The following is a 26,866-nucleotide window of genomic DNA, read 5'->3' on the forward strand; positions in this document are numbered from 1 at the left end:
TGATTCAGGCACCAAGTGTGGCGCCTCCATCCACACACAGATCATGCATCGTTATATGTCTGGCTTGATCCGATACCAGATAGACCACCGCATCCGCGATATCCTCGGGCAATGCCATCCTGTTCAGCGGTATGCCCAGACGGAAGGTTTGCGGTGAGCCTGCAATAACCGCCTCAGCGCCATGTTCATCTTGCCACATGGCTCGCTGCATTGGCGTATCCGTTGAACCTGGAGAGACAATATTGCAGCGAATATGCTGATCCGCGTATTCCAGAGCCAGACATTTGGTGAAGATGGTCGAAGCGGCTTTGGAAGCAGCGTAGGCAGACATATACATTCGCGGAACACCAGCAGCATTCGAACCCACGGTAACCACCGCACCCGTCCTGCGTTCAGCCATATTTCTTACTACTGCACGCGACATGTAAAATACACCGTGTGTATTTACGTCAAACGTCCTCGTCCATTCCTCATCTGTCAACTCACTAACTGCCCCTGTGTGCAGCACACCCGCAGCATTCACCAGAATGCCAATGGGGCCAACCGTCTCTTCGATCTGTTGAACAGTATCCTCAACGGCTTGACGATCCGATATATCAGCAACATGGGCTGTTGTCTGATGGCCATGACTGCGCAGATCGGTGACAAGCTGATTAAGCGAATTATCCTGTCGATCCACCAGTGCAACGATCGCGCCATTCTGTGCAAGCAACCTCGCCACTGCTTCACCAATCCCTTGCGCAGCACCAGTGATCACGGCCACTATTCCATCGATTCCTGTGTAGCTCACTCGTATACCTCCCATACTGCCTATAGCTGTGTTCTCCCCTAGAAAACTTCCTCATCCCAACCTTCTATATCTCCGGACTACAGGCCAAACGCATCGTACGACTAATCAGAAAAGGCAGTACCGAGACATGGTTCTCTTCTTCGAACTCGGTGTAGGCGATATCCAGCCCCGGCTGCTTTAATGCCGATAAACGTTCCGTTAGTGTCGATGCCTTGTCATTGTTACGAGCCGGGTGGGTCTTCTCCTGTTCTCCCATACCAATCCACACCCTGACGTTCACCGGATGCTGTTCCAGCCTTGCGACAAATTCCTGTTCCTCAGCCTGCATAACCTTCTGATTCCAGTGCAGCGAGGGACTGCCTGCAATGTAATATCGAAAAGCCTCTGGCTTCGTGAACAACGTATGGATCACGAATAACCCACCGAGCGAATGACCAAATATAGCCTGTCTATCTCGATCAATCCGAAACTGCTGCTCCATATCCGGTTTCAGTTCTTCTTCAATAAAACGCAAGAATTCATCGGCACCTCCTTGTTCCGGAAGAGGTGTACCATCAGACTTTGTGGAATATTCCGTCGTAGCCTTTGGAGTAAAGTCATAGTATCGGTGAGGGGAAAAGGGGCCCGTGATCGGGTACCCGATGCCCACAACAATTGCTGGGACTGCTCCTGTCTTCTCCGGTCTGCGTCCCTGCACACGAACGGCTTCCACCATGGTGCCGAATACTGAATTGGCATCCAGCAGATAAATCACCGGGTAACCGGACGGAGGCGGAGGTTCGGCAGGCTTGAATACCATAATCTGATAGTCATGATGGCCTGAACGTGATTTCATGGTCCATTGTTCGGCGTTCGGGATCTGAACGGTACTGCGTGCGATGTGCTCCAGGGTGCCAGGAACAGTTAGGTTGGGCTGAAACGTCATTACGGATGGGTCCTCCTCGTTGTTCTGCTTATATAAGTTGAATACTGAACTACATCTTTATATGAGATTGATTCTCATTACCAATTATAAAAGAGTGAATGCGGCTGTCCCATGGACGATATCCAGAAATCATTTTGATTATCTCCATATTTCCATATTTATGTCATATCAAGTTCACGTTTCAATCGAAAAAAACTCCCTCATGGTGTATCCGAAACACTGGACTAACATCCGGCTTCCGACACTCCAAAGGGAGTTGTACTTCTCCAATTATTGCGTTAACGCTTTGAGCGTATCATCGATGACATGACCGTATGCGATCAATCCACCGCCCAGCCACGGAGCTGGCTCGACAGCGTACACATGCCCTGCTTTTACCGCAGGCATACTGTTCCATACGTTGGTTTCGGTCATTTCCTTCATACTACCCGGGCCCTGTTCCACGGTGAAAATAAAATCGGCATCAATCTCTGGTAATATCTCAGTGGATACAATAGCACTGTTCTCCGACTCGACCAATGCAGGCTTACCAAGTCCCAGTTGTTCATATACGACGTAACCGCTGAAGTAGTTGCCACCCATCATGCTGATGCCACGCGGGGCAAAACGGATAATGGCTGCTTTTTTGCCTTCGGCTACTTTCGCCAGCTCAGCTTTGGCTGACTCAACCTTGGCATGGTAGGTTTCAATGGCTTTTTCGGCTTCAGCCGTTTTGCCCAGCAGATCACCAATGACCTGCAAAGACTTCTCTACATCACCCGAAGCATTCGTAAATACGTAGGTCGGTGCGATCTTGGAATAACTTTCGTATACCCCGTTCTCGGCATATTGGGCCGTATGTAAAATAATAAAGTCAGGTTTATACGACATCAACGCTTCAGGTGAAGGTAACCCACTGGAGAAATCAAGTGTAGGCACATCACTGAGCTGATCCTGGAGATAGACGTGTCCTTTTGTACCACTTGCCCATTGGGCTACCGGCTTAACACCAAGGGTTAACAGGGAATCTTCCAGATATGGCGCAAATACGCGTTCAGTCTTCGCTGGAACAATCACATCATGTCCCAGATCGTCTTTTACGGTGCGTTCACCAGCTGTTTCTTTCCCATGTTCTTCCTCTGCAACTGTCTCGGTTGAAGCCGGGTTTGAAGTTTCCGTTGTGGGCTGCTCCGCTTGGGCCGATCCTGTATTCTCGGATGCTGCGCCACAGGCGGACAACAGTCCTGTCATTAACATGAGTAGAATCAGGGCTGAGAGCCGGGCACTGCGGAATTGGTTACCAACGGAACGTTGTCCGATGTTTTTGATATAGTGAAACATGTGTGATATCCCCCTTGATAAACATTCTCATTTAGATACAAGGATTATATGTCACGTCGCCCGGGATTCACCATGGACGTTATCCAGATATATGTTTGGACAATATCCCGTGAAGATCAATAGCGCTTCATCCAGCATGCGCAACACGCCTACAGCCGAATAATCAAACCAGGGGTCGCCTGTGATCAGATGAACTTGATACTGACGAATGGCCTTAAGCTGGCGCCATGTAACCGAATGCTGCAAGCTGAGCCAGTATGCCCGTGAAGCTGCTTCGGGACACACCATAACGAGAATTCGATCGGGGTTCATGGCGGCGAGCTGCTCCAACGTTAACGGATCATTGGCACTAAGATCAGAGAATGTATCCAGTTGCAGCGCTCCATACAATACTTCTTCAATACCGGGATTGCTATAGAGGTACAGACTTTGCCCGTATACCCGCACAACGATCACTTTCTCCCTGCCCACTTCCCGCTGTACCGATTCACGCGCCTTTTCTGCTCGCTGGTTGTACATGTGTATCCATTGCTCCGCCTGTTCCTTCCGCTCCAGAAATAATCCAATCATGCGCAGCTGTGTCCGCCAATCCGAATGATGTTTGGGGACAAAACAGCAAGGCGCAATCTCGGCCAATTGGGACTGATCCTGTTCACTAATCTCGTCTGTACCTACAATGACATCAGGACGAATATGAACCAACCGTTCCACATTGGCCTCAAACCGCCAGCTCGTGTACGGGTCCGTCAATTTCAGGTGGGACTGAATCTCTGTACGATGTGCATTATAATAATACGCCGTCCACTTGGGGTCGATGGGTGCAGCGACGGGAATGACATTGAGTGCCAGAAGTTGCCCAATCACACTGGAAGAACAGGTAGCAATCCGTTTTCTGGCGTTTTTCGCATAATCCGAAGGAGATACGCCGACTTCCTTTTTAAATTTGCGGCTAAAATAGTATTCATCACTATATCCCACCCTCAGCGCAATATCGCGAAGCTTGTATCGGGATTCCTTCAGATATCGCTTGGCGCGATTAATGCGCAGATCAGTAAGATACTCCATTGCACTTTGTCCATACGTTTTCTTGAACAGATCCACGAAATATTTCGGACTGATTCCCGCTTTCGAGGCAAGATCTGCAATTGATAGGTGCTGGTCGTAATGCTTGTCCATGTATGTTTTAACGTTGGCAAGATTCGTCTTGGGACTGCGGCCGGTAACAGGCTGGTGCGCAGCAATCTGCGAATCATTTTCCAGTAACATGAGGCCACTCCTTTCGATCTGCTTGATTTTTAGCTAGAGAATGATAACATCAGGCAACTTAATAACCTCTAAACGAAAATGATAATCATTATCAATAAAATAACATAACTATTTCCAGACCGTCAATCCAAATATGGTAACATGTACACATCTGACTCTACATAATTGTCCTCCTTCTACTTTCCATGTTGCTTTCAGACTACCTCCATATAAAACAAAAAAAGCCAACGACGTGAGTAACACGCGTTAGCTTTTGGCTTTAAATTCAAACTCCGTTTACTTCTCGAACATGATTGAAGCAGGACTAGTCCCGGCTACGCAATTTGCCAAGCAGACGGATGATCTCAATGTACAGCCATACCAGCGTTACCATCAATCCAAATGCACCGTACCATTCCATATACTTGGGCGCACCACGCTCAGCGCCACCTTCGATGAAGTCAAAATCAAGGACCAGATTGAGAGCAGCCACAATAACAATAACGACCGAAATACCGATGCCGATCAAGCTGTTGCCATGCAGATAAGGAATCGAAATGCCGAAGAAACCAAGTACAAAGCTCAGCAGATACATGATCATGATACCGCCGGTTGCAGCGACGACCCCAAGCTTAAAATTCTCTGTAGCTTTGATCAAACGGGTTTTGTATGCCATCAGCAGCGCGATGAATACAGCCATCGTCAACAGAGCAGCCTGCAAGGTAATTCCGTTATACAGGGATTCATAGGTTGCGGAGAGCGCCCCCAGGAACAGGCCTTCTGCCACGGCATAGACGGGTACGAGATATGGTGCTGTTATCGGTTTGAACGAAATCACAAGTGCCAGAATGAAACCAACGATCAATCCGCCATACGCGAGCGGCATTACTTCTTGTCCGTTAAAGAACATCATCCAGGTTGCAAACGCACTAGCCAACAGGATCACCAGCGTAATAAACGCTTTGTTCACCGTGCCGTTAATTGTCATATAATTCTGATACCGATCTTCTCCATATCCTCTGTTCTCAAACGTGCTGTCTTTAAGGGTAGGGTTACCGCTACGACCGATCAACACAATCACCTCTTCATATGTATTTGGTATATCTGTGATACTGGGTTTGGGCGTTCTACGTTTCAAATTCTACAAGCTATTCCCTTGAAAGAGCGGGATGGCACCACAAAGGATTGGATGCAACCCTTCGATTACATCCTTACCTCGCGGTGCAACACCTAGGACATATATCCTAGGTGTTGCATGTTAATTCAGATTTTATGCGTCTTATTTGTACAATACTTTATCTACATTGTATTTCGCACGCATGGTATTAATGATATACGTCTCGTAAATTTCACGATCTACCGGATCTTCAATCACGCACACTTCAATCTTTGTTACTTCCTCACGGTGGTTCTTGATTGGAGATACAGTATCTTCAAAATGCTTTTTGATACGTGGTCTTAATTTTCGTGCTTTCCCGACAAATAACAGCTCTCCAGCGGCATTATAAAACATGAAAATCCCGCCTAGTTCCCGAGTTATCAGGTGAAAATCCGTAAATCCATAAATGTGGCTAAGCTGTGGATCAACCTGCTTCGTAATGGTTACATCCGGTGTTGGCACAGTAATATTAATCAATAGGCTCACTTCCTCATTATCTATAGGTTTACATCCTATCACATATTATAAAGGGACACCATTTCAATCTATATGAAGTACAATTCACGCAATTTTCGCTATTACGACAAATATTTCAAAAAAAAGGTTAACTTCCCTGATTCAAAGTGTTACTATAGGGGTATGAGGAAGAAATTGGGCACTGAGACACATGTCTTTATATCTACCTCCGTCTATTGTACCCTATGATTGAAACTCTTTTTCATGCTGAATTCTGTTACGTGATCACGACAAGAGTACAGTTAGCAAGAACCTTAGCTTATAGATTGTAGATTCATCATCTAATCGACCCTTGCAGCAAGCAAACGTAGAAAGACCTATATTCTTGATTCACTGTAGATTTTAAGTATCACCTAGAAAGCCTGCAATTATAGTCGTACTGAGTTAATAGACACACGTAGAAGGTCAGATAGCTATCGATCCTAGAGAGACTAGTCATGCAATGCAACTGTAGAATTATAGCAGCAGTACTATAGAAAACGGATCAAGTCTCACCACAGGCCCCGGCATATTGCTTGGGCTTTTTTGCGTTTACGCGAATAACCGACCACCTCCCCAGGGAAACAGAGGTATCGTGGTTCTTTCTGTCGGGTTTATAATATGGCAAGATACCAGTAGAGGGAGTGATGGGATGTATTCCGATCTGCAACTGACGGAGGACCGCCCTGTATATATACAAGTCAAAGATTATATGAAGCGATTGATGCTCAAAGGTGGCCTGCAAGCCAAACAAAAACTGCCCTCCACCCGTGAACTTAGTACACTCATGAAGGTTAGTCGTAGCACGGTTCTGCTTGCTTATGCCGAGCTTGAAGATGAAGGTCTGATCTACGCGGTCAAAGGCAAAGGCAATTACGTTAGTGCTTCCATTGAGGCTCCTGAGGCCACAGCGAGCTGGCAACTGGACTGGAAGACAGAGGTAAGTAAGTATGCCATCCAGGCAGAGCAGTACGATCTGATGAAGCATGGCTCCGGGGCAGAGCGCGGCGAGATCTCGTTTACCAGCATAGCACCGGATGAAAAGCTATTTGATCTGCAGAACGTGAAACGGGCTTTTCTGGATCGCATGTCACTTGAAGGCGAAGTACTGCTGAATTACGGATATGCGCAAGGATACAGACCGCTGATGAACTATTTACTACGATATATGGAGAACAAAGGTGTTGACCTCCGTGGCAAGGACATCCTGATCACCAACGGATTCACGGAAGGTTTCGATCTGGTGCTTGGAGCGTTGCGCAAAAAAAGCGGAAAAGCGCTCTGCGAGAATCCGACGCACCACACGGCAATCAAAAACCTGAAGCTGCACCAGTTCCACCTAACCGGTGTCAATATGGAGCCGGATGGCCTGGACTTGAAGCAGCTGGAACATGAACTTGAGGAAAGTCCATATGATCTGGCGTATCTCGTGCCCTCCTACCATAATCCAACCGGGATTGTGACGTCTCCTGCGAAACGGGTAGAGATCATCCGGTTGATGAACAAGTATCAGGTTCCCATCATTGAGGATGGATTCAACGAAGAATTGCGCTATTCCGGTTCCCACGTATCTCCCTTGATTGCCAGCATGGGCAAGGGCAATGGACTGGTTTATCTGGGCAGCTTCTCCAAAGTCCTGTTCCCAGGTCTGCGGGTGGGTTGGGTTATTGCGGATGCGGCGCTGATTGATTATCTGGAGAGTATGAAACGGGCACGCAGCATCCATACCTCCACACTGGACCAATCGTTATTGTATCAATATCTGAGCAACGGCAATTTCGAGAAATATTTGAAGCGAGCCCGCACGGAGTATAAGCGAAAATATGAATTGGTTGTGCGTTGCCTGAAGCAACATCTGCCAATGTGCCGGATTTCCGGTGCGGGTGGTCTACATCTGTTCGTGCAGTTCCCGTCCGAATACAGAACCCGTGAACTGCTAGAGGCTTGTAAAGTGAAAGGTGTAACGTTCACACCAGGGGATACCTTTTATCTGGAGCCCGGTCAGGGTGTGAACACGATGCGTCTGGGTTTCTCCAGAGTGAGCGATGAGCATATACTTAAAGGCATTCGCATCATTGGCGAGACAGCAGCTCAAATGAGATAAGGAGGATTTCACATGAAAGTTGGCGTAATTATGGGCGGTACATCTTCAGAGCGGGATATTTCACTGCTCACCGGACAGGAGATGATTGCCAATCTGAATAGAGACAAATACGAGGTTGTGCCCATTGAACTGAATTCCAAGCGCGATCTGATCGACAAGTCAGCGGGAATCGATGTGGCACTGCTTGCCCTGCATGGCAAATACGGCGAAGACGGTACGGTTCAAGGCACACTGGAATCCCTAGGTATTCCCTACACAGGCTGTGGTGTGCTTGCAAGCAGTGTATGCATGGATAAAGACATGTCCAAACAGCTCATGCAGCATGCAGGTGTGCTTACCGGAGAATGGTTGCGAGTGAGTCATATGGAGGAGCTGGCCTCTATTGCTGTTCAACAATTAACGTACCCCGTGGTGGTCAAACCGAATTCAGGCGGCTCAAGTATCGGTACCCAAGTGGTAAAGGAAGCGTCCTCCCTGCCCGCCGCTGTAGAGGCTGCCCTCGCCTGGGATGATACGGTGATGATTGAACAGTATATCGAGGGTGAGGAAATCACCTGTGCCATTCTGGATGGTAAGATGCTGCCGGTGATCTCCATTCGTTCGAACGCTGCGTTTTTCGACTATGCTTCCAAATACGATGACAATGGGGCCGATGAGCAGGTTGTGCAATTGCCTGTGGACCTTCACCATCGCGTCGAAGCCGCGGCCCTGGCCTGTTATCAGGTGCTAAAATGCAGCGTCTACGCTCGCGTGGATATGATGATTCGGGAAGGCATGCCTTATGTGCTTGAAGTGAACACGCTGCCGGGACTTACTCGTAACAGTCTGCTGCCCAAAAGCGCAGCTGCTGCAGGCATTTCTTTTGCAGAACTACTGGATACCATTATTGAACTTTCATTGAAGGAAAGACCCAAGGAGGATACAACATTATGAGCCTGGATGTGACGATTAGACACAGCTCCCCTACCGATCTGCAAGATATGGTCATTCTGATGGACCAACTCGGTTACCCCACCACTTACGCCGAGATGGAAGAGCGTTATACCCATATCTCTGCGGACGCAAACTTTACGACACTGGTAGCTGAGGTACGCGGACGCGTAGTTGGACTGATCGGATTACAGACGTCTTATCTGTATGAAAAGAACGGAAGACACTGCCGTATCTTGGCCTTGGTTGTACATGACCAGTTCAGAGGTTCTGGCATCGGCCGTCAGCTCATTCTTGAAGCTGAGCAATGGGCAGCCACGCATAACGTGGACTCCCTGTCTCTGAACAGTGCCAATCGTCCGGAACGTGAAGCTGCACATCAATTCTATCGTCAGATGGGCTTTACCGCAGGAAGCACCGGGTTTAGCAAGAAGCCTCAGATCTTACAACACACTTAACCTGCGGATATACGCTATCTGGATGACACGAAAAAGAACGCCCCATTCAGCACATTGGCCAGTTAAGGGCGTTCTTTCGTATCCGAGGTACATGGTGGAAGGAATGATTCTCCAGGTAATCTATTGGTTATTCTATGTTGAATTTTCAGGTCGAATCAGTACCGTACATATCTGGGATCAATATTTGGCTGACTGTGCACCATCGATTGGTATAATGGCTCCGTTAATAAACGGTGCTTCGCCGGACAGCAGGAAGGCAACGAGGCGTCCCACTTCTTTCGGTTCACCCAAGCGCTTCGCCGGATTGTCCTTCACGAACTCTCTGGATGCAGACTGCCAGTCATTCGGATTGATCTGTTTGAACGAACCGATGACCATATCTGTCAGAATGGCTCCAGGTGCTACCGCATTGATACTGATTCCGTGCTCAGCGTATTCAATCGCCGCATCTTTGGTCATGCCAGCAACGGCATGTTTACTCGCCCCGTAGGCGATCTGGTTTGGTACAGCACGAATGCCACCGACAGAGGACGTGTTCACAATGTAGCCTTCACCCTGTTTTTTCATTACAGGCAAGACGTGCTTTAACCCGTAAAATACACCTTTCAGGTTGATGTCGATGACTTTATTGAACATCTCTGTCTCGTAGTTCTCGATCAGGTTTTGCTTGCCTTCAATGCCTGCATTGTTGAAAAATGCATCGATACGTCCAAACGCATTTACCGTAACACTAACATACTTCTTCACTGCTTCTTCGTCGGCTACGTCACCTTCAATAAGCAGGAACTCGGCATGCTTTACCTCTTCTGATATCACACGCTTGGTCTCTTCCAGCGCCTTCATGTTCACATCCACCAGGGCAAGTTTTGCCCCTTCACGCGCGACTTCCACCGCAGCTGATCGGCCAAGACCCGAACCACCACCTGTAATCAGGACTACTTTACCTGCAAATCGTTCAGACATCATCCATAGACCTCCCTTTGCTGTTTTTGACATCTTCAACACATAATTACCCATTTCATCATTTGCTCTAATCAAACGGGGATCTCTTACAACCAAAAATTCAACCGGATTAGTATGCTTCTATACCCATCCAGTCATTCATTTTAAGGACTTCATAGCCTCATAGGCTGCAAGTAGTTCCTCTACTTCTACTCCGTTGATCTTCATCCCAGCTACTTGACACTGTTCCAACTGAACCCCAGATAGATCGCAATCAATAAAACAACTCCCCCCAAGATCACAATGCGCCCACTGCATGGGCACCCGGTCAGATCCAAGATGTGTGTCCTGGAATTGAACGCCATCCAGAGCACAGAACTCAATCTTGCTATCGGTTAGGCGTAAATCAGCTAGCAAGATATTGGTCATATTTAAATTGGTAAGTTTGCTTCCACTCAGGTTGCAATCAGTGATCCGACTATTGGCCAGATTACTGGTACTGTAACGAACCCCATCTAGATTAGTCTGAACAAATTCAACCACTGATTCACCCGAATCCGTGGCTAATGTCTCATCACATGTTGGATCATAAGAAGCCGCTGATACGTCCTTCTCATATCCAAACTCATCCTCAGATGCATAGATTCGAACATATCCCATTTTTTCGTAAAAATGACGATTATCCAGCTGCCGACCGGAGGTCTCCAGCTTCCAGATATCAATCTGTGGGAATTCAGCCTCAATAAGCCTCATGACTTGAGAGCCCACGCCACGTCCCTGGCATACAGGATCAATATAGATCTTATCGATCCTGGCATGTTTTCGTCCGAGCACGTTTACACTCACTCCGCCTATAGCACATCCATCTGATTCTACAACATAATAATCCCATTCACGGATTACGTAACGGTGCATTCGAACTGACGAATAATCAGGTGGACATAGATTCCTATCGATATCCTTCTCACACTCTGACCAGACCTTAATGGCTTGATCAAAAGCACGAGTGCACATCTCTGTAAGTACAACAGCATCTTCTTGCTGCGCTCGTCGCAAGCGAATTTCAGAATGTACCTGTTTCAATTGACTTTTTTTCATATACAACACCTCTGGGGATTTATTTAAGATGACACGACAAAGAGGAGCACCTCCAACAGAGGCACTCCCCGGTCCGTTTCATCATTTCAGAAACGCCGAAGCTCCTCGTAATGGGTCAAAAGGACACACGTATCCCGTTCATGGTCTAACGGAATTTTTTCGGTGTTCTTTTCACGATCATTACGAGAAATCTGGCATACTCTGAAATCCCCTCTCATGCTAAGGACTAATTCAACGTCTCAGTTAAGGACGGTCAATGTAAATCCAGCCTGTTTCTTGTTCCTTATCTACAGTAGCTCCAAGGGATTCAGCCATAAAGCGCAGCGGCACATATGTCTTGCCATCCTTGCCTACATATGCGGATTCCACCATGGTTACTTCTTTACCAGCAACGGTTGCCTTCTTGGAACCTACAGTCAGAACAATCTCATCACCCGTGATGTCGTCAATGACAACAATTCGGTTCGAACCTTTGGTCCATTTCACTTCAGCATCCAATTCTTCAGACACGTAGCGAAGGGGAACAAATGTTGTATTCTTAACGGTGATCGCCCCGGCGTATTCATCATCCGGGAAGAGTACTACACTTTTATTCGTGATCCCAGCTTCATCTTTGAGCAATTGATATGCAAGTGAATGGGAATCAAAATTGCGCAGCATCTGTCCAGGTGTAATATCATCCTTCATCAGATCCATAACGCCGCCCGATACATCCACTTCATCCACTGCAACCGTTCCACCGATATTCCACTGTTCACTGTTTCCACTCACGGTTACAGCGTTCACTGGCAGATCTTCGGAGGCCGGCAGCGCTACCTTCAGTTCAAAGTTTTGCTTGCGGATATCCAGCTTGCTGTCGAGATAGAAGTCCAATTTCAGTTTGGTTTCTGTACCAAATACCGTTTTGAATTCTGGAGTCTCATTCAACAGGTTGTTCAGCTCCTGATCATAATTGACCAGCATGCTGTCCAGTCCTACTTTGATCATGGCATATAGTGAAGCAACGGCTTCATCTTTCGATTCAGGAACGATCGAATTCAGCGTTTCATCTCCCCCGCCTTCAACCTCGTTCACAGCTTCCAGTACAGGATAGAACACATCGTACAGATCTCCAATCAGGTCTTTCAGCCCTTGCTCATCCTTCGAGACACTCGTCAGGAACGGTTTAACCATGGCAAGCATCTCTTCACCACTGATCTCCAGGTGCAGCTTGGAGAGGCTAAGTGTTTCGCCATTCACGGATTCCTGTACCGGTGTTACAGAGATATTCTTCGGATTGGACAGATGTTTCAGGACAAAAGAGAACAGTTTCGGTGAGATTTCCTCGAGTTGTTTCTCCAGAGCCTTCGTATCCACCATTGGAAGAGCTTGTGCATCCTGGAACGTATCCAGAGATATGTACAGCGGTTTCTGGGCTCCATCCAGATCAATCACCACTTGGGACTCATTCATGGACAGGTGGAAAGGTAACTTCGTTCCCTCCATGCTCAGTGTACCTTTGATCGATGCTGTCTTCGCATCTTTCATTTTGGCTTGATCAATATCCAGAGATATGGAATTAATACGTTCGATCATTTCAAGGTCGTTCTCTGTCGCAAATTCCTTAGCCGGTTCTATGTTTATATTCATGGATTGTCTGGATTCACCGGACTTGATACTCGCACCATTGGCCATTGCTTTGCCAACGTCTACTCCACCCACAGCCTGACATCCTGTAAGAACAACCATTAATAATACCAGTGGCACTGCCATCCATTGGACTAACTTCCGATTCGTAATAAGATCCCCTCCTTAGAAAAATATGATTCATTTCCATTATGAAGGTATAGGTAATTGTTGTAAACGGATACGCAAAAAATAAACCAAAAGGCCGGAACATGTCCGACCTCTGGTCTATCTATATTTCAACATATCGTATGTTTCGATAAAAGATCCTGCTTCATTATGCAATACTGGAAGTTATTCTTGATCCTGATCTTCTGCGAGTTTCTCATCCGTTTCTTCATCTTTCACAGTTGCGGGAGTCTCGAATTGATCGGGCTCGTCCTCTTGAATCGCTTTATTCTCTTCGTTCTGATCCTGTGTCATATCGCATTCCCTCTCTTCTACCAGATTGTCATGTCAGCAAGGCATGAGCCTTGTGTCTATCAATAACCCGAATAGGCACAGTTCAAACCTGTCTCCGCGACGGACAACCATTTCCCATCATTTCAGTGCCCGTTTAGAAAACATAAAACACGATTCCGTTTCCACTTGCAGCCGTTGCCTGAAACAAGGCCTGGATATCATCCACCGTCTGGACAATCTCCTGAAATGTCTCTTCCGCATCCCAATCTTCCATGACTGGATAGACGCCCTCAGTGATCATCTGTTCCAGACTATACCGCTGCTTTAATTCATCCGGTGTGAGCTGCTCCAACGCCATGTAAGCCTCCAGCACCTGCTCATTACTGAGTAAGAACAGATCCATATCCGAATAGTTTCCCAAGTATTGCTCACCTGCGAGAGGCACTACATAGCCCAGGGGTGGCTTCCCATCTACCAGATTGCCGTTCAGCGTGAATTGGATCATCTGCCAGGTTTTATCGATATCCAGATCAACTGCACAATCATGGACACTGATCTCCCCTGACTTGATGGATTCAACTAGCTCTTTCGTTACCACAAGATATCTTCCGGACATTCCCATACCGTTATCCCTCCTGTGTAATTGATTCTAATGTTCCCCATTAACCGTGCTTGTTGGTTCAGAATCGGGGTAATTCCTATCAAGGAGGTCGTATACATGAAAAAATTTGACTACAGTCTCAATTATGATGAGTTGGATCTGCGCAAACATCCTGAGCTATACACCGTAGGCCGGGGAGAGCAGGGTGTTCTCATGGTTGAGCCATACAAGGGCGAGATTCTTCCACACTGGCGATTCAAAACACCCGAGATTGCGACAGAGTCATCGGAGAAAATCTATGAGCTATTTTTGGAGTATAAGAAAAAAGGGGATTTCGTGGGTATGGATATGGCTCGCAAATTTCTCCAGATGGGCTATACACGGGCCAGACGGTATACGAATCACAAAGGCGGACGCAAATATTCGAAGGAGGATGGCTCAATCTTGCCCTATCAGAATGATAAGGTGAAGGCAGAAGCCGCAGCCATATTCAAAGCCCAATGGGAGATTGCGAAAACGGACCCAGACTATGTGAAGATGAAGAAGGAGCATCGGGAAAAGTATGAGTCTGATGAGGCGTAGAAAAACGGGGGAACCGTAATATAGTCTCACTGATTGGATCTGTCATCTGCTCGTTGACTTATGGAAACATATGTATCAAAATCTAACTTGTTACTATGTAGTACCATTAATGAGTTTGAAGAAAAGAGGCAATCGGAATATGACAGATCCCATCATTCATTTAAGCACCGGCCAAAATACCACGATTCATGAGTCAGGCCAGATTCACGTAACGATTCAAAGTGCTTCAGCACCTTCTGCTCTCGATGCAAGCTGTTTTATGGTCAACGACAGGGGACAAGTTCCCTCGGACGATTATTTTGTATTTTATAATCAGAATGTTGATCCCCACCGCAGCGTTGTTCTCCAACATGCCGAGGATCTCAAGTCATCCTTTGTGCTAGATACCCGTAAATTACGACAGGCTCCTGTAGAAAAATGCGTCTTCACCGCTACGATTGACTCCGTAGGTACGTTTGCAGATGTTCAGAAATGCCAAGCCATTGTAAGAGCAGGTTCACAACAAATTACATACGAGATTACGCAAGCTACGTCAGAAACAGCACTTATTTTCATTGAAATTTATAAGCATCAGGACGGGTTCAAAGTTCGCGCCATCGGACGCGGTTTCTTTGGAGGTTTGCAGCCTCTTGCCGAGTCGTTTGGTGTTGAAATTGAAAGTCCGAGCGAAGCCAAGTCTGAAGTTGCCGCTTCCCAAGAGTCACAGGTACCAATGGCCGAGCCGGTGAAACCTCCTAGTCCTGCAAAAAAGAAAAAAACTAAACCACTGAAATTGACCAAAATAGATCTGCTTGAACGTAAAGTCACCTTATCTCTGGAAAAGAAAAAAGTTGATCCTTTACAGGCACGTGTAGCCGTTGTTTTCGATGCATCCGGTTCCATGTTCAATCTATACCGCAGTGGCATTGTGCAAGAAGCCTTTGAACGTATACTCGCCGTTGCGGCAGCGTTTGACGACAATGGCGAGTTGGATGTCTGGTTCTTTGCGGATGATTTTATGCGTGCGCCAAGTGTAACAGCCAAAGATTACAAGGATTACATTGTTCGCACGTATGTTCTCGGACGTAGGGGCTTCGGAAACAATGAACCCAAGGTAATGGAAGATGTTATTCGTAAGTATACGGTGGAAGAGCCTAATGCACATATCCCAACCTACATTATCTTTTTCAGCGATGGAGGTGTGGATAAAGAAAGCAAAATCACACAGCTTATTACCGAAAGCTCGCACAAAAACCTGTTCTGGCAGTTTGTTGGCCTGGGACGGTCCTATTATGGAGTATTGGAAAAATTGGATGACATGCCTGGACGCTTCATAGATAACGCCGACTTTTTTGCCTTGGACGATTTCTCCAAGATCAGTGATGAAGAGCTATATGATCGGCTTCTGAATGAATTTCCAGGCTGGATCAAAGAAGCTCGGGCCAAAGGGATTCTGACATAAACTTCCGATCACATCATCCACGATATTAAGATGAACGAACTCCAATTCATGAAAAACGTTGCCAGTGAATACCTCGCTGACAGCGTTTTTCTTTTTACTTTACCACTTTCGAACTACTCACCACTTATCATTCTCAGGCTTTCGCTTTTTCTGGTTTACCACCCTTGGAACGCGGACGAAGCATACCTCCCACAATTCGCAACATCAACTTGCGTGGCACGAGACGAGTGAACTGCGCTGTCCAATAATTACCGGACCCCGGCACAGCGTAGGGTTTGCCTGATTCCAGTGCCCTCATGGCCACGGCTACGACATGCTCAGGTGTATCACGCTTGCCCACAGAAGCTTCTTCCGCACCCACGATATCAAAGAATGAAGTCTCGGTTGAGCCAGGACATAGCGCTAAGAACTGAACGCCACGCTTCCTGTTTTCTTCGTATAACGCCTCGGTAAAAGAAAGTACAAATGCCTTTGTCGCTCCATACACAGCCATATACGGATCAGGTTGAAAGGCAGCCGTCGACGAGACATTAATGACAGCACCCTCTCGCTTCTGCAACATGCCTGGCAGGAAAAGATGTGTCATATTGGTCACGGCCAACACGTTTAACATAATCTCGTCCTGTTGCCTTGAACCATCCACCTGTTCAAAACATCCATGGGTAGCGAATCCAGCATTGTTAATCAATATATCGATGTGTATGCCCCGATTCTGACATTCCTCATATACGCTCTGAGGTGCATCAACTTGCGACAAATCCGATACGATCACCTCCGCCTTTACTTGATATATACGCTCTATTCGTTGTGCCAATTGAATCAGTTTGGTCTCTGTTCTGGCCACAAGCACAATATTTCTACCCTTGGAAGCCATTTCAAGTGCAAAAACTTCCCCAATACCTGATGATGCGCCTGTAATAAGTGCCCATTGTTGTTGATCCTTTAACATCTCTCATCCACCCTCTACACATGATTGAAACATTTGTTTTCATATGGAAACAACGTTTCCTAATGGAATCATCGTAATCGAAATTCATGACACTGTCAAATACATTTGTTAAAATTGGATCTTGAGCGGTGCGCCTCCTTACTGGATTCGGATTAAATTGACGTTATCCGACGTAAAACAGTAGAATGACCATAAGAAAAAAATATATCGACGTACTTTCATAGAAGACACACCGCATTTAAGCTGAAGTTTTTCTATACAAAAACAACAACAATACGGTTATGAGGATGAAAATCAATGAAGGATCTTAATTCGGGTTCCACGGAATCTGCACATACGGTAACAACTTTTCAGGAAGCCAGACTCCAGCACTCGGATAATCTGCGGCAAAATATTGTGCATGCTGCTGCTGCTTTACTGCAAGAGCATGGACCGGAAGCCGTCACGGTACGCCGTGTAGCTGAACGCATGGAGTGCTCCACCAAAATCATATATAACCTTTTTGGCAAAAAAGAAGGGTTAGCCAAGCATTTATATTTAGAGGGTTGCTCTCTCATGGCCCAGCGGTTTGAAGCTATGCCCCGGCATGAATCGTTCGAACAATATTTCCGGGATCTGGCCCACGTCTACTGGGACTTCGGCATTTCACAATCCAGCTTCTATCAGCTGATGTTTGGAGGGTCTTTTTCCGAATTCAAACCCGATGGAGAGAATTTGCAGGGAACAGCGACTGCACTGAAGCAAGTATCTGCCTTGGTAGAGGTAGCCATTGAACAGGGAATGCTTCAGGTGCAAGATCCCATGCTTGCGGTACGAATGATCTGGGCTCCCTTACACGGTGTTATTCATCTGTACCTGGGAGGCCATATTGAGAGCGAGGAAGCTGCCAAAACGCTCTATGATCATACGGTGTCCATGGTAATCCACTCCCTTGTCAGTACATCTGCGAGTGAATAAGCATGTAATCTGTACTTTATAGCGTTTCGGCAAACAAATGAAAAAGGAGCAGGTCCAATGGCTTAATCCGCCGAGGACGTGCTCCTTTATTTGGTTCACTCAGTCTATAACTGTATCAACTTTCAGTCGATGAACGTGTTTACTGGTTCTCCGCTTCCCAACGTGCAATTTCCTTGCGCACAATTGGAGCGACTTCTTTACCGAGCAATTCGATCGCTCTCATCACCTCGTTATGCGGCATGGTGCCGAGAGGGGTGTGCAACATGAAGCGGGTAATTCCGACTTCTTTACGTAGATAGATAATCTTCTGAGCTACCGTATCCACATCACCTACATACAATGCACCTTCAAGGCTGCGCGCCGCATCAAATGTCGCACGGCTGTAATGTCCCCAGCCACGTTCACGGCCCAACATGTTCATGACCGCTTGAGCTGGCGGGAAGAATTTCTCCACCGCTTCGTCTGTTGTATCGGCAATGAAGCCGTGAGAGTGAGAAGCGACTGTCAGCTTGGAAGCATCATGTCCCGCGTGAGCAGCTGCTTTTTTGTACAGCTCCACCAGTGGTGCGAATTGCACCGGACGGCCACCAATAATGGCAAGCACCAGTGGCAAACCAAGCAGTCCTGCACGAACAACCGATTCCTGATTACCACCACTGCCGATCCATACCGGAAGTTTTTCCTGTACCGGGCGCGGGTAGATGCCCAGATTGTTAAAGGAAGGACGGTGTTTGCCTTCCCAGGTTACTTTTTCCGAATCACGCAGCTTGAGCAGCAAATCCAGTTTCTCGTCGAATAGTTCATCATAATCATTCAAATCATAGCCGAACAGTGGGAACGATTCGATAAATGATCCCCGCCCTGCCATAATCTCTGCACGACCGTTCGAAATGCCATCCAGTGTCGCAAAATCCTGATATACCCGTACCGGATCATGCGATGACAGCACCGTTACGGCACTCGTCAGGCGAATATTCTTGGTCTGTGAAGCTGCCGCCGCCAGAATGACAGCTGGTGATGAAGCCGCATAGTCAACACGATGATGTTCTCCCACGCCGTATACATCCAGACCCACCTCATCTGCCAAAACAATCTCCTCAACGACATCGCGAATACGCTGCGCATGACTGATTAGCTCTCCTGTTTTTACATCCGGATTCGTCTCCACAAATGTACTAATTCCGATTTCCATTGTCTGTTCCTCCTTGGTATGAAGCGATCCGTCGTTCATCTAACCTATTGTAAGTAGATCACCTTTTGTTATGTATCTTAATATTGAACTATTTTGATAAAAAACACAAGTACCCCTTGTTTCCAGGGGGTACTTTTATGCTTATTTTCTATAATTATGGCTTGTCTATACTAAGTTCCATGAAATTGGCATTAATTACAACACCGGCCTGTCGCATGAAATTGAATCCCAAAATTCCGTCAATCTCCAAGCCATAATCCATATTTCCTATTTCAATCTGAAAGTTATTGAGCGTTGTTCCATCCACAGTTATAGAATCCAGAGACTTGGTATAAACATACTCTATACCTCCTACGCCTCTAATAATATCAACGAGATCATCCTCTTCAGGAACCATCCCTACTTCCCGAACTGTATCTGCATTTAACAACGTACTTGCTGACCCGGTATCCAAAAGAACCCTTTCTAAATGAAGTACTTCTCCTCTAAACTCAAGTTCTATGTTTATAAAGGGTAGACCGTAAATCTCTGAAATTTTCATCGAAGGCCTCTTATGCCAATATATCGTTCTCTTGCAATAACCTTTGGACGTGAAGTGTGAAAAAAGCAGTATTCCCGTCTGGGATCTTCCTGATGTAATTCACCATAACGTTTTAATGCCTCTGTAGAATCATCAAATGAATCAATCACCGCCATCTCTTCGATGTAACGCTGGCCTTCTCTAGAGTACGCCTTGGTTGCCTCAAAAACGACCCATTCATTAGGGAATCGCTCCTGAACTTCCTTCCATTGCATAGTGACACCTCCAGAACATTAGATACAAATATTATATCATGTGCAAACAGCATTCCACGGGATGACATTCTAAATTAGATACTTTTTTAGATCATTTCTGGTAAATCCATTATTTCTTCCTTCCAATGTACAACAGATGCGACGAGATCCCCAATATGGAAGGGTCTTTGGCGGCTTCAATCATATATTGAATAAGTTCATCATACTCGCCACGTTCTTTCCAGTGTTGTTGCTGCTCGTCCGTAAGCATGGCTCTAAGGCTGGATGAACCAATGAAATCAACAGTTTCAAATCCTTGTTGCTCCATGAAGGGCATAACGTCCTGAATATTAAAATAATATCCCCCCGTAAATCGTCCTTGATCCTGATGATCGAATATACCCTTTTCCACAAAAGAACGAATTGCTGCCATGTTATCATTCGGTTTCCAATGCTGCGGGGATTGCAGCGAATTGATACTCATGCGCATACGGCTTTGCATCGCTACAAATACCACGCCTCCTCGCTTGGTTACCCGATACAACTCCCGTACAGCGGCCGTTCGCTCCTCCTCTGTCTGCAGATGATATAACGGCCCCAGCATAAGGGAAGCATCATACGTCTCGTCAGCCATACCGGAGAGCGAAGTGGCATCAAGAACATGGAATCCATCGAATTGCTGTGTCAAACCGAACTCCTGAGCCTTTTGCCGTGCAGTATCCACGGAGGACGGTGTCAGATCCGATAAAGTGACCTGGTACCCCAGTCTCGCCAGTTCCATGGCATATTTTCCCGGTCCAGCGCCATTATCCAGAATATGACCGGTAGCGGGGAGACACTCCTTGATGTAATGCATGTTAATGATGAACTCAATCGGTTCCCGCTCCAGTCTCCCCCACTCATCAAACCTCGAATAATATTCAATAATGTGATCTCTCTTCATCGCTCTGACACCTGCCTTTTTATATGTAGAGCACTCAACCATATTCAAAAATTAAATTCCAACCAGTATATATCTGCTAAATATTTCCTGTCAACTAAAAAACGTTCAATTCCCAATGTATGCAGAACTGAACGTTTCTCAATCTTATATTTTTTTCACAAATTCAGACTTCAACTTCATCGCGCCCAAGCTGTCGATCTTGCAATCAATATCATGGTCCCCATCAATCAGGCGGATATTCTTCACCTTCGTGCCCTGCTTGACTACAAGCGAGCTACCTTTAACCTTCAGATCTTTAATGACCGTAACAGTATCACCATCATTCAGCACATTTCCGTTGGCATCACGGATTACTTTCGCATCTTCTGCGTTCTCATTGTCTGCTTCCAAAGACCATTCATGTGCACACTCCGGGCATACCAGCAGGTTACCATCCTCGTAAGTGTACTCCGAATTACATTTCGGGCAGTTAGGCAAATTAGACATATGTATTACTCTCCATTCTACGATTGGCTATCCAGCAAGTATACGGGATTTCGACGGTATGTTCCATATGGTTGATCACTGCATGAATGAATTTAAACCAAATTTAAGGTTCATACATCCCTCACTTTAAGGGTAACAACTTATGATGTAACTATCAGATATTCGCTACACATACTTAAATCCTGCCTATTTCTCTATGAGAGTTACTATATTTGATACCACATACCAAAGGAGTGCCTACTCATGTCTCCCTATGTTTTTCCGGTGCAAACGGCTTTTTTTATCTTTGTTGTTGCGGCCATGTTCTTGCTGGTGCCGTGGCTGATCTATGGTTATCGCAAAGACGGCTTCTTCAGCTGGTCGCGGTTTGGCATCAGCTTTTCCTTTATCTTTTATATCCTGGCCGCCTATTGCCTCGTTATTCTCCCGTTCCCCACTACGCGAGATACCTGTGCGCAGCAAGCCGCTGACACGATCTACTACAATTTGGTTCCATTCACTTTTGTCAAAGACATCATGAAAGAAACACCCATTGTATGGTCTCAGCCATCCAGCTATATGGGTATGATTCAGGGCAGAGCCTTTTTGCAAGTTCTATTTAACGTCCTGCTCCTTATGCCGCTGGGTGTATATATCCGTTATTTTTTTCAAAAGAGATCGTTCTGGACATATGCCCTGCTTGGTGGCTTCGGGCTTTCCTTATTTTTCGAGATCACCCAGATCACCGGATTCTACGGGTATTATAATTGCCCTTACCGTCTCTTCGATGTAGATGATCTGTTATTGAATACTTCAGGAACGGTCATTGGATTCTTCACAGCGCCCATCCTGCTTGCTTTATTCCCATCCCGTGCAAGCATTCAGGCGAAGAGCGAACAAATTGTGGAGCAAAATCGCGTGTATCCCGTACCACAACTGCTTGCATTGCTTATCGATGGTGCGGTAGTCGTGCTGATTAGCAATGTGTTGTCCATCTTCACCCCGTCCGATGTAATTCAAGGAGCATTGAATACATCCATTGCAATGGTCATTGTGCTGTTCTTCATTCCATGGGTACGAAACGGAATAACACCAGGCTCAGCTATTCTGCGCTTCCGTTATGTGAATCGCCAGAGTGGTTCACCGACCATGGAATCATTATTTAAAAGACTACTCGCACTTTACACGCCTTGGTTCGTGATTACAATCATCCGCTGGGTCAATGATTATGCCTTCACCAGTAATGAGGATGTCATGCTCCGGCCTTATCAAATATGGCTTTCCCTCGGAACAGTCGGTGTCTATATGTTGGTCTACGCGGTGCTCTTTGTTCATGTCTTGATCGTGCTCTTCTCCCGTGGGAAACGTTCCTTCTACTTCGATGAGGTGTCCAACACGCAGGCCTCTCGTAAATAATGTTTGGAATATAACCATGCATGATTTTCCTTGAATCTCTTCTCACGTTCTGCTTCTTCAGCCGAATTAATTAATAAAAGAGGACGTTCATTCTGAGAATGAACTCCTCTTTGGTCTGAATTATAAACCCAACAGCTCTCGCTTGGCTGCATCCGGATCATGCACAACTTCAATCTCATGGTTAAAGATTAGTGTCGCACGATCCTGCTCGTATTCAGGCCAGCTTACACCAGCAACTTCAGGTTTGCCGTTCTTGGCAAAGGAAATCCAGGCATCCTGTACCTTGAGGGCAAGTGCCGCCGCAGCTTCATCCGGCTCCGCATTCATGAATTTGAGGACATGCAGTGTATTAAACACAAAGAACATTTCTATGCTGTGAATCGCTCTTTTTAACAAGGGATGTTCCGGCATGACCCAATCAAATCGATACATCCACACCGGGGCATACTTCTGCTGTGCACCAGCATACTGTAGCGCTGAACGCCAGAAGAACATATCGGTCATGACCTGAGCTTGTCCATCAGCTGTTTTGGGATAACTGTCCGCGATGGCTGCCCGGTTCTCCAGATCTGGCGTCATAAAGTCTACGCCCTGCACCATATCGATCTCTTTTGAATACGGCACATGCGGCTGGATGAACAGTGCACCCTCGTGCAATGTCGTACCAATCAGCACAGGAATGTCCTGTGCCGAGCCTTCGCTCACCGCCTGTAGTGGCGCTTGCGGAAGAGTCTCCCCGTCCAAGACAGGTTGGAACAATAAGGCCAGACCTGCCCCGCTCTGCTGTTTGACCTTTTCACCGGCTGCAATAATCTGCTCTACAGGGATTGTACTTAACTTCTGCAGATGATCCGGGTCCACCCCAAGAATCTTCAGCATGCCTTCCCGCAACGCTGAGGCTTGCTCTGCCGGCATGAACTGGGAAGCACCACTCTCCATAATTGCACGTTGGAAAAGTCCTTTGGCCGATGGCATCGCCATCAGTGCCGCAATACTCATGCTGCCTGCCGATTCGCCGAACACAGTTACTTGATCCGGGTTACCACCAAAAGCAGAGATATTATCCTTCACCCACTGTAATGCCGCCACCTGATCCAGCAGACCTGCATTGGATACATATGAATCACCGAATGGAGCCATATGGAGGAAACCCAAAGGTCCCAGTCGGTAATTGATCGTGACAACGATGACGTCGCCCCGTACCGCTAACTGTGTACCATCATACATGGGTTGACTGCCCGAACCGGATACGAAGGAACCGCCGTGAATCCAGACCATGACCGGCAATGGTAGTTCTGCCTTTTCCCCAGGAGCCCATATATTCAGATATAAACTATCTTCTGACTCATTCGGTAGTTCTGTCAGGCCTTCAGGTTGATGATGCCGAGGTTGTATATTCTCAGGCCCAAATTGCGTAGCCTGTCTGATTCCATCCCATGACTCGGGTTGTACCGGAGCCTTGAACCGCAACTCACCTACCGGGGGTTTCGCATAAGGGATGCCCTTCCATACACTTGCACCGTGCAAAAGTTCGCCTTGAACTGTACCATATTTCGTTTGAACCTGAAGTTCTCTCATGCCGCTTCTACTTCCTCTCCGTGAATAGGTTGGACTATTGCTGATTACGTTATGTGTACTTATTTGAGTATAGTTTGTACACCCACCCATTTACAACTTTACCCAACTCTATACATTCCTACTACGTTTCACGTGGAACTTTAGGGGATTGACCCTCCCCTTTGATCCCCCAACCCAATTAACTACCCTTCTCGTGGATAAAGAACCGTAAACTCAGCACCCTCGATCCATTCACCCGCGACAAAATCCCGTCCCTTCACAACAACTCGATCCTTATAAATCTCCACATGAAGTCCTTCACTGCCCTCCAGATGCTCATCCTCATCCGTCCAGAGATAACCTACAGACGAAGCGTTAAACATGGTTGGCATGCGGCCCGCACCATCGTACATCGTATGCTGCGCCTCCAACTGCCAATGGGTATGTCCTGAGAAGAGAATTGCTTGCGGGTATTTAGCCAGAACCGCTTTAAGTTCCGCATCCTGATTCACACCATACCAGCCTTGCTCTTTCATTGATCCTGCTACCGTATCCATCAGCGGCTGATGCAAAAACAGGAAGATGGGATGATCTGGTGTTGCATGTTCAGACAATTTTGCATCCAGCCACTCCAACTGTTCAACTGACATATCGCAATCCTTCGGGTGAGGTTGCTCAGTGCCCAGGAATATATAATGATATCCATCAATCCAGTGATCGTGGTAAGAGCCCTTCATGCCGGTTGTCCCTCCAAAATCACTCCATCGACGCTGCCATAACCCTGCAACCGTAATGAGATCACCTTCTGAAGAGATTGGCGCCCCACCCTGACCCTCCTGCTCCGAAAGTGCAGCAGACAACGTATAAGTCCCGCCGGATAGTTGCTCAATCAGTGCAGCTGATTCAGCAGCAGTTTGTGTTGTGACCCGTTCCATATCTGCTTCTTGCTCCAACAAATCGGCTACTTCGTCCTCTTTCATCTCAAGCAAAACGATCGGCGGATCTTGCCATATCACAGCTCCAATATCATGATTCCCTACCGTGTACCGGATGTCCGGCAAGCTCTCCGCATGTTGCTTCCATATACGCTGCAACTCACGATATTCGCTGGGCAGCCCCCGATCCGTCACATCACCCACATGCATAATTCCGCTGCTCCCCTGACTGAATGTAGCTATGTCGGTGAATGCTTGGTCCAGATGCCGGTTATGAATATGGTCTGCCTCATCTCGCACATGTGTGTCCGTAATGACCTGGAAGCTGGCCATAGGTTGCTCCGGTGTATGTTCATTTTTCATCAAGAATCACTCCATTTCAGTCCAATAATGCCAATCAGAATAAAACCGATCCATACTATCGAATTGAGCCGCAGACGTTCACCAAAAAAATAATGCCCAACAACGCCAATAAGCGTAATGCCCACGCCAGACCAGATCGCATAGGCCACAGCCAGCGGCATATACTTCACTGCATAATTAAGAAACGTAAAACTTGCGCCATAACAGACAAACATCAACACCGAAGGCCAGAACCGTGAGAACCCATCCGATACTTTTAGCAAAATGGTAGCGCTCAGCTCCAGACCAATGGCCAGCGCCAACAGTACCCAGCCCAAGTAGGCGTGACTGTTCGTCATCGATTCAGCCCGCCATTCAGCAATTCATGGAATGATTGAATCGTTCTGTCCGCCAAGCGGATTCTTCCCGTTTCTCCAATCCCAATCCCAATCCTGTATCCTGCACCAGCACTTCGTGCCATCTCCATATCTCCGTCCGTATCTCCAATGACCACCGTATGCTGTACCGATACACCCAACCGTTCACAAGCAAGTAGAAGCATATCGGGAAAAGGTTTCCCCCGCCCCACCAGATCGGTTCCAATCACTACGTCAAAAAAGGATTCCAGCCCCATCCACTGCAAGTGCTTGACTGCACTAGGTGTATCATCCGCCGTCACGACACCCATAACCACGCCTTCGCTACGGCACTGTTCAAGGAATTCTCGAACTCCTGGTAATGGACGTGCCGGGCGATGCTTCTCCATCTCTTCCTCTGCTTGCGCCAAACACTCCCGAACCATCATCTTGGCTTCCGCCCAGCTTAGACCTGCACGATATCCATGCCATGTTAACACGGCGTACACTTCATCCATAGTTCCCATTGCAAGCGGCCCGCGCACGTCATATCCATTCATTCGGCCTTGGTCATCGTGGAATGTACCCCATATCCGTGGAAGTTCCTCTGTATTGATACGCAGTCCCAGGATAGCTAACTGATCTCTGAAGCGATCCAACACACAATCGGTCCAGAACCCCCACATGCGCGTAAAATCAAGTAATGTTCCGTCCTTGTCGAACAATACGGCTTCAATCGGAATTGTTAATCCTTCCACATACTTTTCATCTTGCATCGGTTAAACTCCTTGTCTGCGATCTTGTATGAATGGAAAGGACGGTA

At 46.9% G+C, this 26,866-nt stretch carries 28 protein-coding genes; 7 read left to right on the forward strand and 21 right to left on the reverse strand.

Annotation, left to right across the window (positions count from 1 at the left end):
• Nucleotides 1–4: 4 nt before the first annotated feature.
• The 6 genes from MKZ12_RS29040 to MKZ12_RS29065 form a co-directional block, all read right to left on the reverse strand.
• On the reverse strand, nt 5–790 hold the full coding sequence (locus MKZ12_RS29040; protein WP_339257937.1) for a 2,3-dihydro-2,3-dihydroxybenzoate dehydrogenase: 786 nt from the start codon (nt 788–790) through the stop codon (nt 5–7).
• Between the two features lie 64 nt (nt 791–854).
• The gene (locus MKZ12_RS29045) at nt 855–1,715 is read right to left on the reverse strand and encodes an alpha/beta hydrolase-fold protein (protein WP_339257938.1); all 861 of its coding nucleotides are present in this window, start codon (nt 1,713–1,715) and stop codon (nt 855–857) included.
• 270 nt (nt 1,716–1,985) lie between these two features.
• A complete protein-coding gene (locus tag MKZ12_RS29050; protein WP_339257939.1) occupies nt 1,986–3,035 on the reverse strand; it encodes an ABC transporter substrate-binding protein in 1,050 nt (349 codons plus the stop codon).
• A gap of 51 nt (nt 3,036–3,086) precedes the next feature.
• Nucleotides 3,087–4,301, reverse strand: coding sequence for an AraC family transcriptional regulator (locus tag MKZ12_RS29055; RefSeq protein WP_339257940.1), 1,215 nt, complete (start codon nt 4,299–4,301; stop codon nt 3,087–3,089).
• A 304-nt stretch (nt 4,302–4,605) separates the two neighbouring features.
• The gene (locus MKZ12_RS29060; RefSeq protein ID WP_339257941.1) at nt 4,606–5,352 is read right to left on the reverse strand and encodes a Bax inhibitor-1/YccA family protein; all 747 of its coding nucleotides are present in this window, start codon (nt 5,350–5,352) and stop codon (nt 4,606–4,608) included.
• Nucleotides 5,353–5,559: 207 nt separating this feature from the next.
• Nucleotides 5,560–5,916: a nucleotide excision repair endonuclease gene (locus tag MKZ12_RS29065; protein ID WP_278297627.1), complete on the reverse strand. Its 357-nt coding sequence runs from the start codon at nt 5,914–5,916 to the stop codon at nt 5,560–5,562.
• A gap of 670 nt (nt 5,917–6,586) precedes the next feature.
• On the opposite strand from MKZ12_RS29065, the gene MKZ12_RS29070 reads away from it, so the two are divergent.
• Genes MKZ12_RS29070 through MKZ12_RS29080 form a run of 3 tightly spaced genes read left to right on the forward strand, consistent with a single transcriptional unit; the run spans nt 6,587 to nt 9,426 of the window.
• Nucleotides 6,587–8,038, forward strand: coding sequence for a PLP-dependent aminotransferase family protein (locus MKZ12_RS29070; RefSeq protein WP_339257942.1), 1,452 nt, complete (start codon nt 6,587–6,589; stop codon nt 8,036–8,038).
• 12 nt (nt 8,039–8,050) lie between these two features.
• Nucleotides 8,051–8,971 carry a D-alanine--D-alanine ligase gene (locus tag MKZ12_RS29075; RefSeq protein ID WP_339257943.1) on the forward strand — a complete coding sequence of 307 codons (921 nt, stop codon included), beginning with the start codon at nt 8,051–8,053 and terminating at the stop codon, nt 8,969–8,971.
• Entirely contained in the window at nt 8,968–9,426 is a 459-nt protein-coding gene (locus MKZ12_RS29080; protein ID WP_339238723.1) for a GNAT family N-acetyltransferase, read from the forward strand. Before MKZ12_RS29075 ends, MKZ12_RS29080 begins: the two co-directional genes overlap by 4 nt.
• A 177-nt stretch (nt 9,427–9,603) precedes the next feature.
• Here the strand turns inward: MKZ12_RS29080 and MKZ12_RS29085 are convergent, their stop codons facing one another.
• The 5 genes from MKZ12_RS29085 to MKZ12_RS29105 form a co-directional block, all read right to left on the reverse strand.
• Nucleotides 9,604–10,392 carry a glucose 1-dehydrogenase gene (locus MKZ12_RS29085; protein WP_339257944.1) on the reverse strand — a complete coding sequence of 263 codons (789 nt, stop codon included), beginning with the start codon at nt 10,390–10,392 and terminating at the stop codon, nt 9,604–9,606.
• Between the two features lie 135 nt (nt 10,393–10,527).
• Complete coding sequence (locus MKZ12_RS29090) at nt 10,528–11,466, reverse strand: GNAT family N-acetyltransferase (RefSeq protein WP_339257945.1); 939 nt, start codon at nt 11,464–11,466, stop codon at nt 10,528–10,530.
• Nucleotides 11,467–11,709: 243 nt separating this feature from the next.
• Nucleotides 11,710–13,218, reverse strand: coding sequence for a copper amine oxidase N-terminal domain-containing protein (locus tag MKZ12_RS29095; RefSeq protein WP_339257946.1), 1,509 nt, complete (start codon nt 13,216–13,218; stop codon nt 11,710–11,712).
• A gap of 207 nt (nt 13,219–13,425) precedes the next feature.
• Complete coding sequence (locus MKZ12_RS29100) at nt 13,426–13,554, reverse strand: hypothetical protein (protein ID WP_339238727.1); 129 nt, start codon at nt 13,552–13,554, stop codon at nt 13,426–13,428.
• Between the two features lie 133 nt (nt 13,555–13,687).
• Nucleotides 13,688–14,155, reverse strand: coding sequence for a YfbM family protein (locus tag MKZ12_RS29105; protein ID WP_339238728.1), 468 nt, complete (start codon nt 14,153–14,155; stop codon nt 13,688–13,690).
• A 96-nt stretch (nt 14,156–14,251) separates the two neighbouring features.
• Between MKZ12_RS29105 and MKZ12_RS29110 the strand changes: the two genes are divergently transcribed.
• Complete coding sequence (locus MKZ12_RS29110) at nt 14,252–14,716, forward strand: DUF4385 domain-containing protein (RefSeq protein ID WP_047840920.1); 465 nt, start codon at nt 14,252–14,254, stop codon at nt 14,714–14,716.
• 139 nt (nt 14,717–14,855) lie between these two features.
• The gene (locus tag MKZ12_RS29115; protein WP_339257947.1) at nt 14,856–16,157 is read left to right on the forward strand and encodes a VWA domain-containing protein; all 1,302 of its coding nucleotides are present in this window, start codon (nt 14,856–14,858) and stop codon (nt 16,155–16,157) included.
• A 133-nt stretch (nt 16,158–16,290) separates the two neighbouring features.
• Here the strand turns inward: MKZ12_RS29115 and MKZ12_RS29120 are convergent, their stop codons facing one another.
• Nucleotides 16,291–17,106 carry an SDR family oxidoreductase gene (locus tag MKZ12_RS29120; protein ID WP_339257948.1) on the reverse strand — a complete coding sequence of 272 codons (816 nt, stop codon included), beginning with the start codon at nt 17,104–17,106 and terminating at the stop codon, nt 16,291–16,293.
• A 297-nt stretch (nt 17,107–17,403) separates the two neighbouring features.
• Here MKZ12_RS29120 and MKZ12_RS29125 point away from each other — a divergent pair, with 297 nt between their 5' ends.
• Nucleotides 17,404–18,063 (forward strand): TetR/AcrR family transcriptional regulator, encoded by a 660-nt coding sequence (locus MKZ12_RS29125; protein WP_339257949.1) that lies wholly within the window; start codon nt 17,404–17,406, stop codon nt 18,061–18,063.
• A gap of 139 nt (nt 18,064–18,202) precedes the next feature.
• Here the strand turns inward: MKZ12_RS29125 and MKZ12_RS29130 are convergent, their stop codons facing one another.
• From MKZ12_RS29130 to MKZ12_RS29150, 5 genes are all read right to left on the reverse strand, one after another.
• On the reverse strand, nt 18,203–19,255 hold the full coding sequence (locus tag MKZ12_RS29130; RefSeq protein ID WP_339257950.1) for an LLM class flavin-dependent oxidoreductase: 1,053 nt from the start codon (nt 19,253–19,255) through the stop codon (nt 18,203–18,205).
• Between the two features lie 154 nt (nt 19,256–19,409).
• A complete protein-coding gene (locus MKZ12_RS29135) occupies nt 19,410–19,796 on the reverse strand; it encodes a retropepsin-like aspartic protease (RefSeq protein WP_339257951.1) in 387 nt (128 codons plus the stop codon).
• Nucleotides 19,793–20,050, reverse strand: a complete 258-nt coding sequence (locus tag MKZ12_RS29140; protein ID WP_253441981.1) for a hypothetical protein — start codon at nt 20,048–20,050, stop codon at nt 19,793–19,795. The genes MKZ12_RS29135 and MKZ12_RS29140 overlap by 4 nt, the downstream gene beginning before the upstream one ends.
• Nucleotides 20,051–20,159: 109 nt before the next feature.
• Nucleotides 20,160–20,972, reverse strand: a complete 813-nt coding sequence (locus MKZ12_RS29145; protein ID WP_339257952.1) for a class I SAM-dependent methyltransferase — start codon at nt 20,970–20,972, stop codon at nt 20,160–20,162.
• 144 nt (nt 20,973–21,116) lie between these two features.
• On the reverse strand, nt 21,117–21,458 hold the full coding sequence (locus tag MKZ12_RS29150) for a zinc ribbon domain-containing protein YjdM (protein ID WP_076332101.1): 342 nt from the start codon (nt 21,456–21,458) through the stop codon (nt 21,117–21,119).
• A gap of 243 nt (nt 21,459–21,701) precedes the next feature.
• On the opposite strand from MKZ12_RS29150, the gene MKZ12_RS29155 reads away from it, so the two are divergent.
• Nucleotides 21,702–22,853, forward strand: coding sequence for a VanZ family protein (locus MKZ12_RS29155; RefSeq protein ID WP_339238740.1), 1,152 nt, complete (start codon nt 21,702–21,704; stop codon nt 22,851–22,853).
• A 120-nt stretch (nt 22,854–22,973) separates the two neighbouring features.
• Here the strand turns inward: MKZ12_RS29155 and MKZ12_RS29160 are convergent, their stop codons facing one another.
• The 4 genes from MKZ12_RS29160 to MKZ12_RS29175 all read right to left on the reverse strand — a co-directional run bounded on the left by MKZ12_RS29160 (nt 22,974) and on the right by MKZ12_RS29175 (nt 26,819).
• Entirely contained in the window at nt 22,974–24,431 is a 1,458-nt protein-coding gene (locus MKZ12_RS29160) for a carboxylesterase/lipase family protein (RefSeq protein ID WP_339257953.1), read from the reverse strand.
• 182 nt (nt 24,432–24,613) lie between these two features.
• On the reverse strand, nt 24,614–25,708 hold the full coding sequence (locus tag MKZ12_RS29165) for a metallophosphoesterase family protein (protein WP_339257954.1): 1,095 nt from the start codon (nt 25,706–25,708) through the stop codon (nt 24,614–24,616).
• Nucleotides 25,708–26,046, reverse strand: a complete 339-nt coding sequence (locus MKZ12_RS29170; protein WP_339257955.1) for a multidrug efflux SMR transporter — start codon at nt 26,044–26,046, stop codon at nt 25,708–25,710. The genes MKZ12_RS29165 and MKZ12_RS29170 overlap by 1 nt, the downstream gene beginning before the upstream one ends.
• Complete coding sequence (locus MKZ12_RS29175) at nt 26,043–26,819, reverse strand: HAD family hydrolase (RefSeq protein WP_339257956.1); 777 nt, start codon at nt 26,817–26,819, stop codon at nt 26,043–26,045. Before MKZ12_RS29175 ends, MKZ12_RS29170 begins: the two co-directional genes overlap by 4 nt.
• Nucleotides 26,820–26,866: the final 47 nt, after the last annotated feature.

Origin of the sequence: Paenibacillus sp. FSL R5-0713 (genome assembly GCF_037973325.1) — a bacterium.
Taxonomy (GTDB): Bacteria; Bacillota; Bacilli; order Paenibacillales; family Paenibacillaceae; genus Paenibacillus.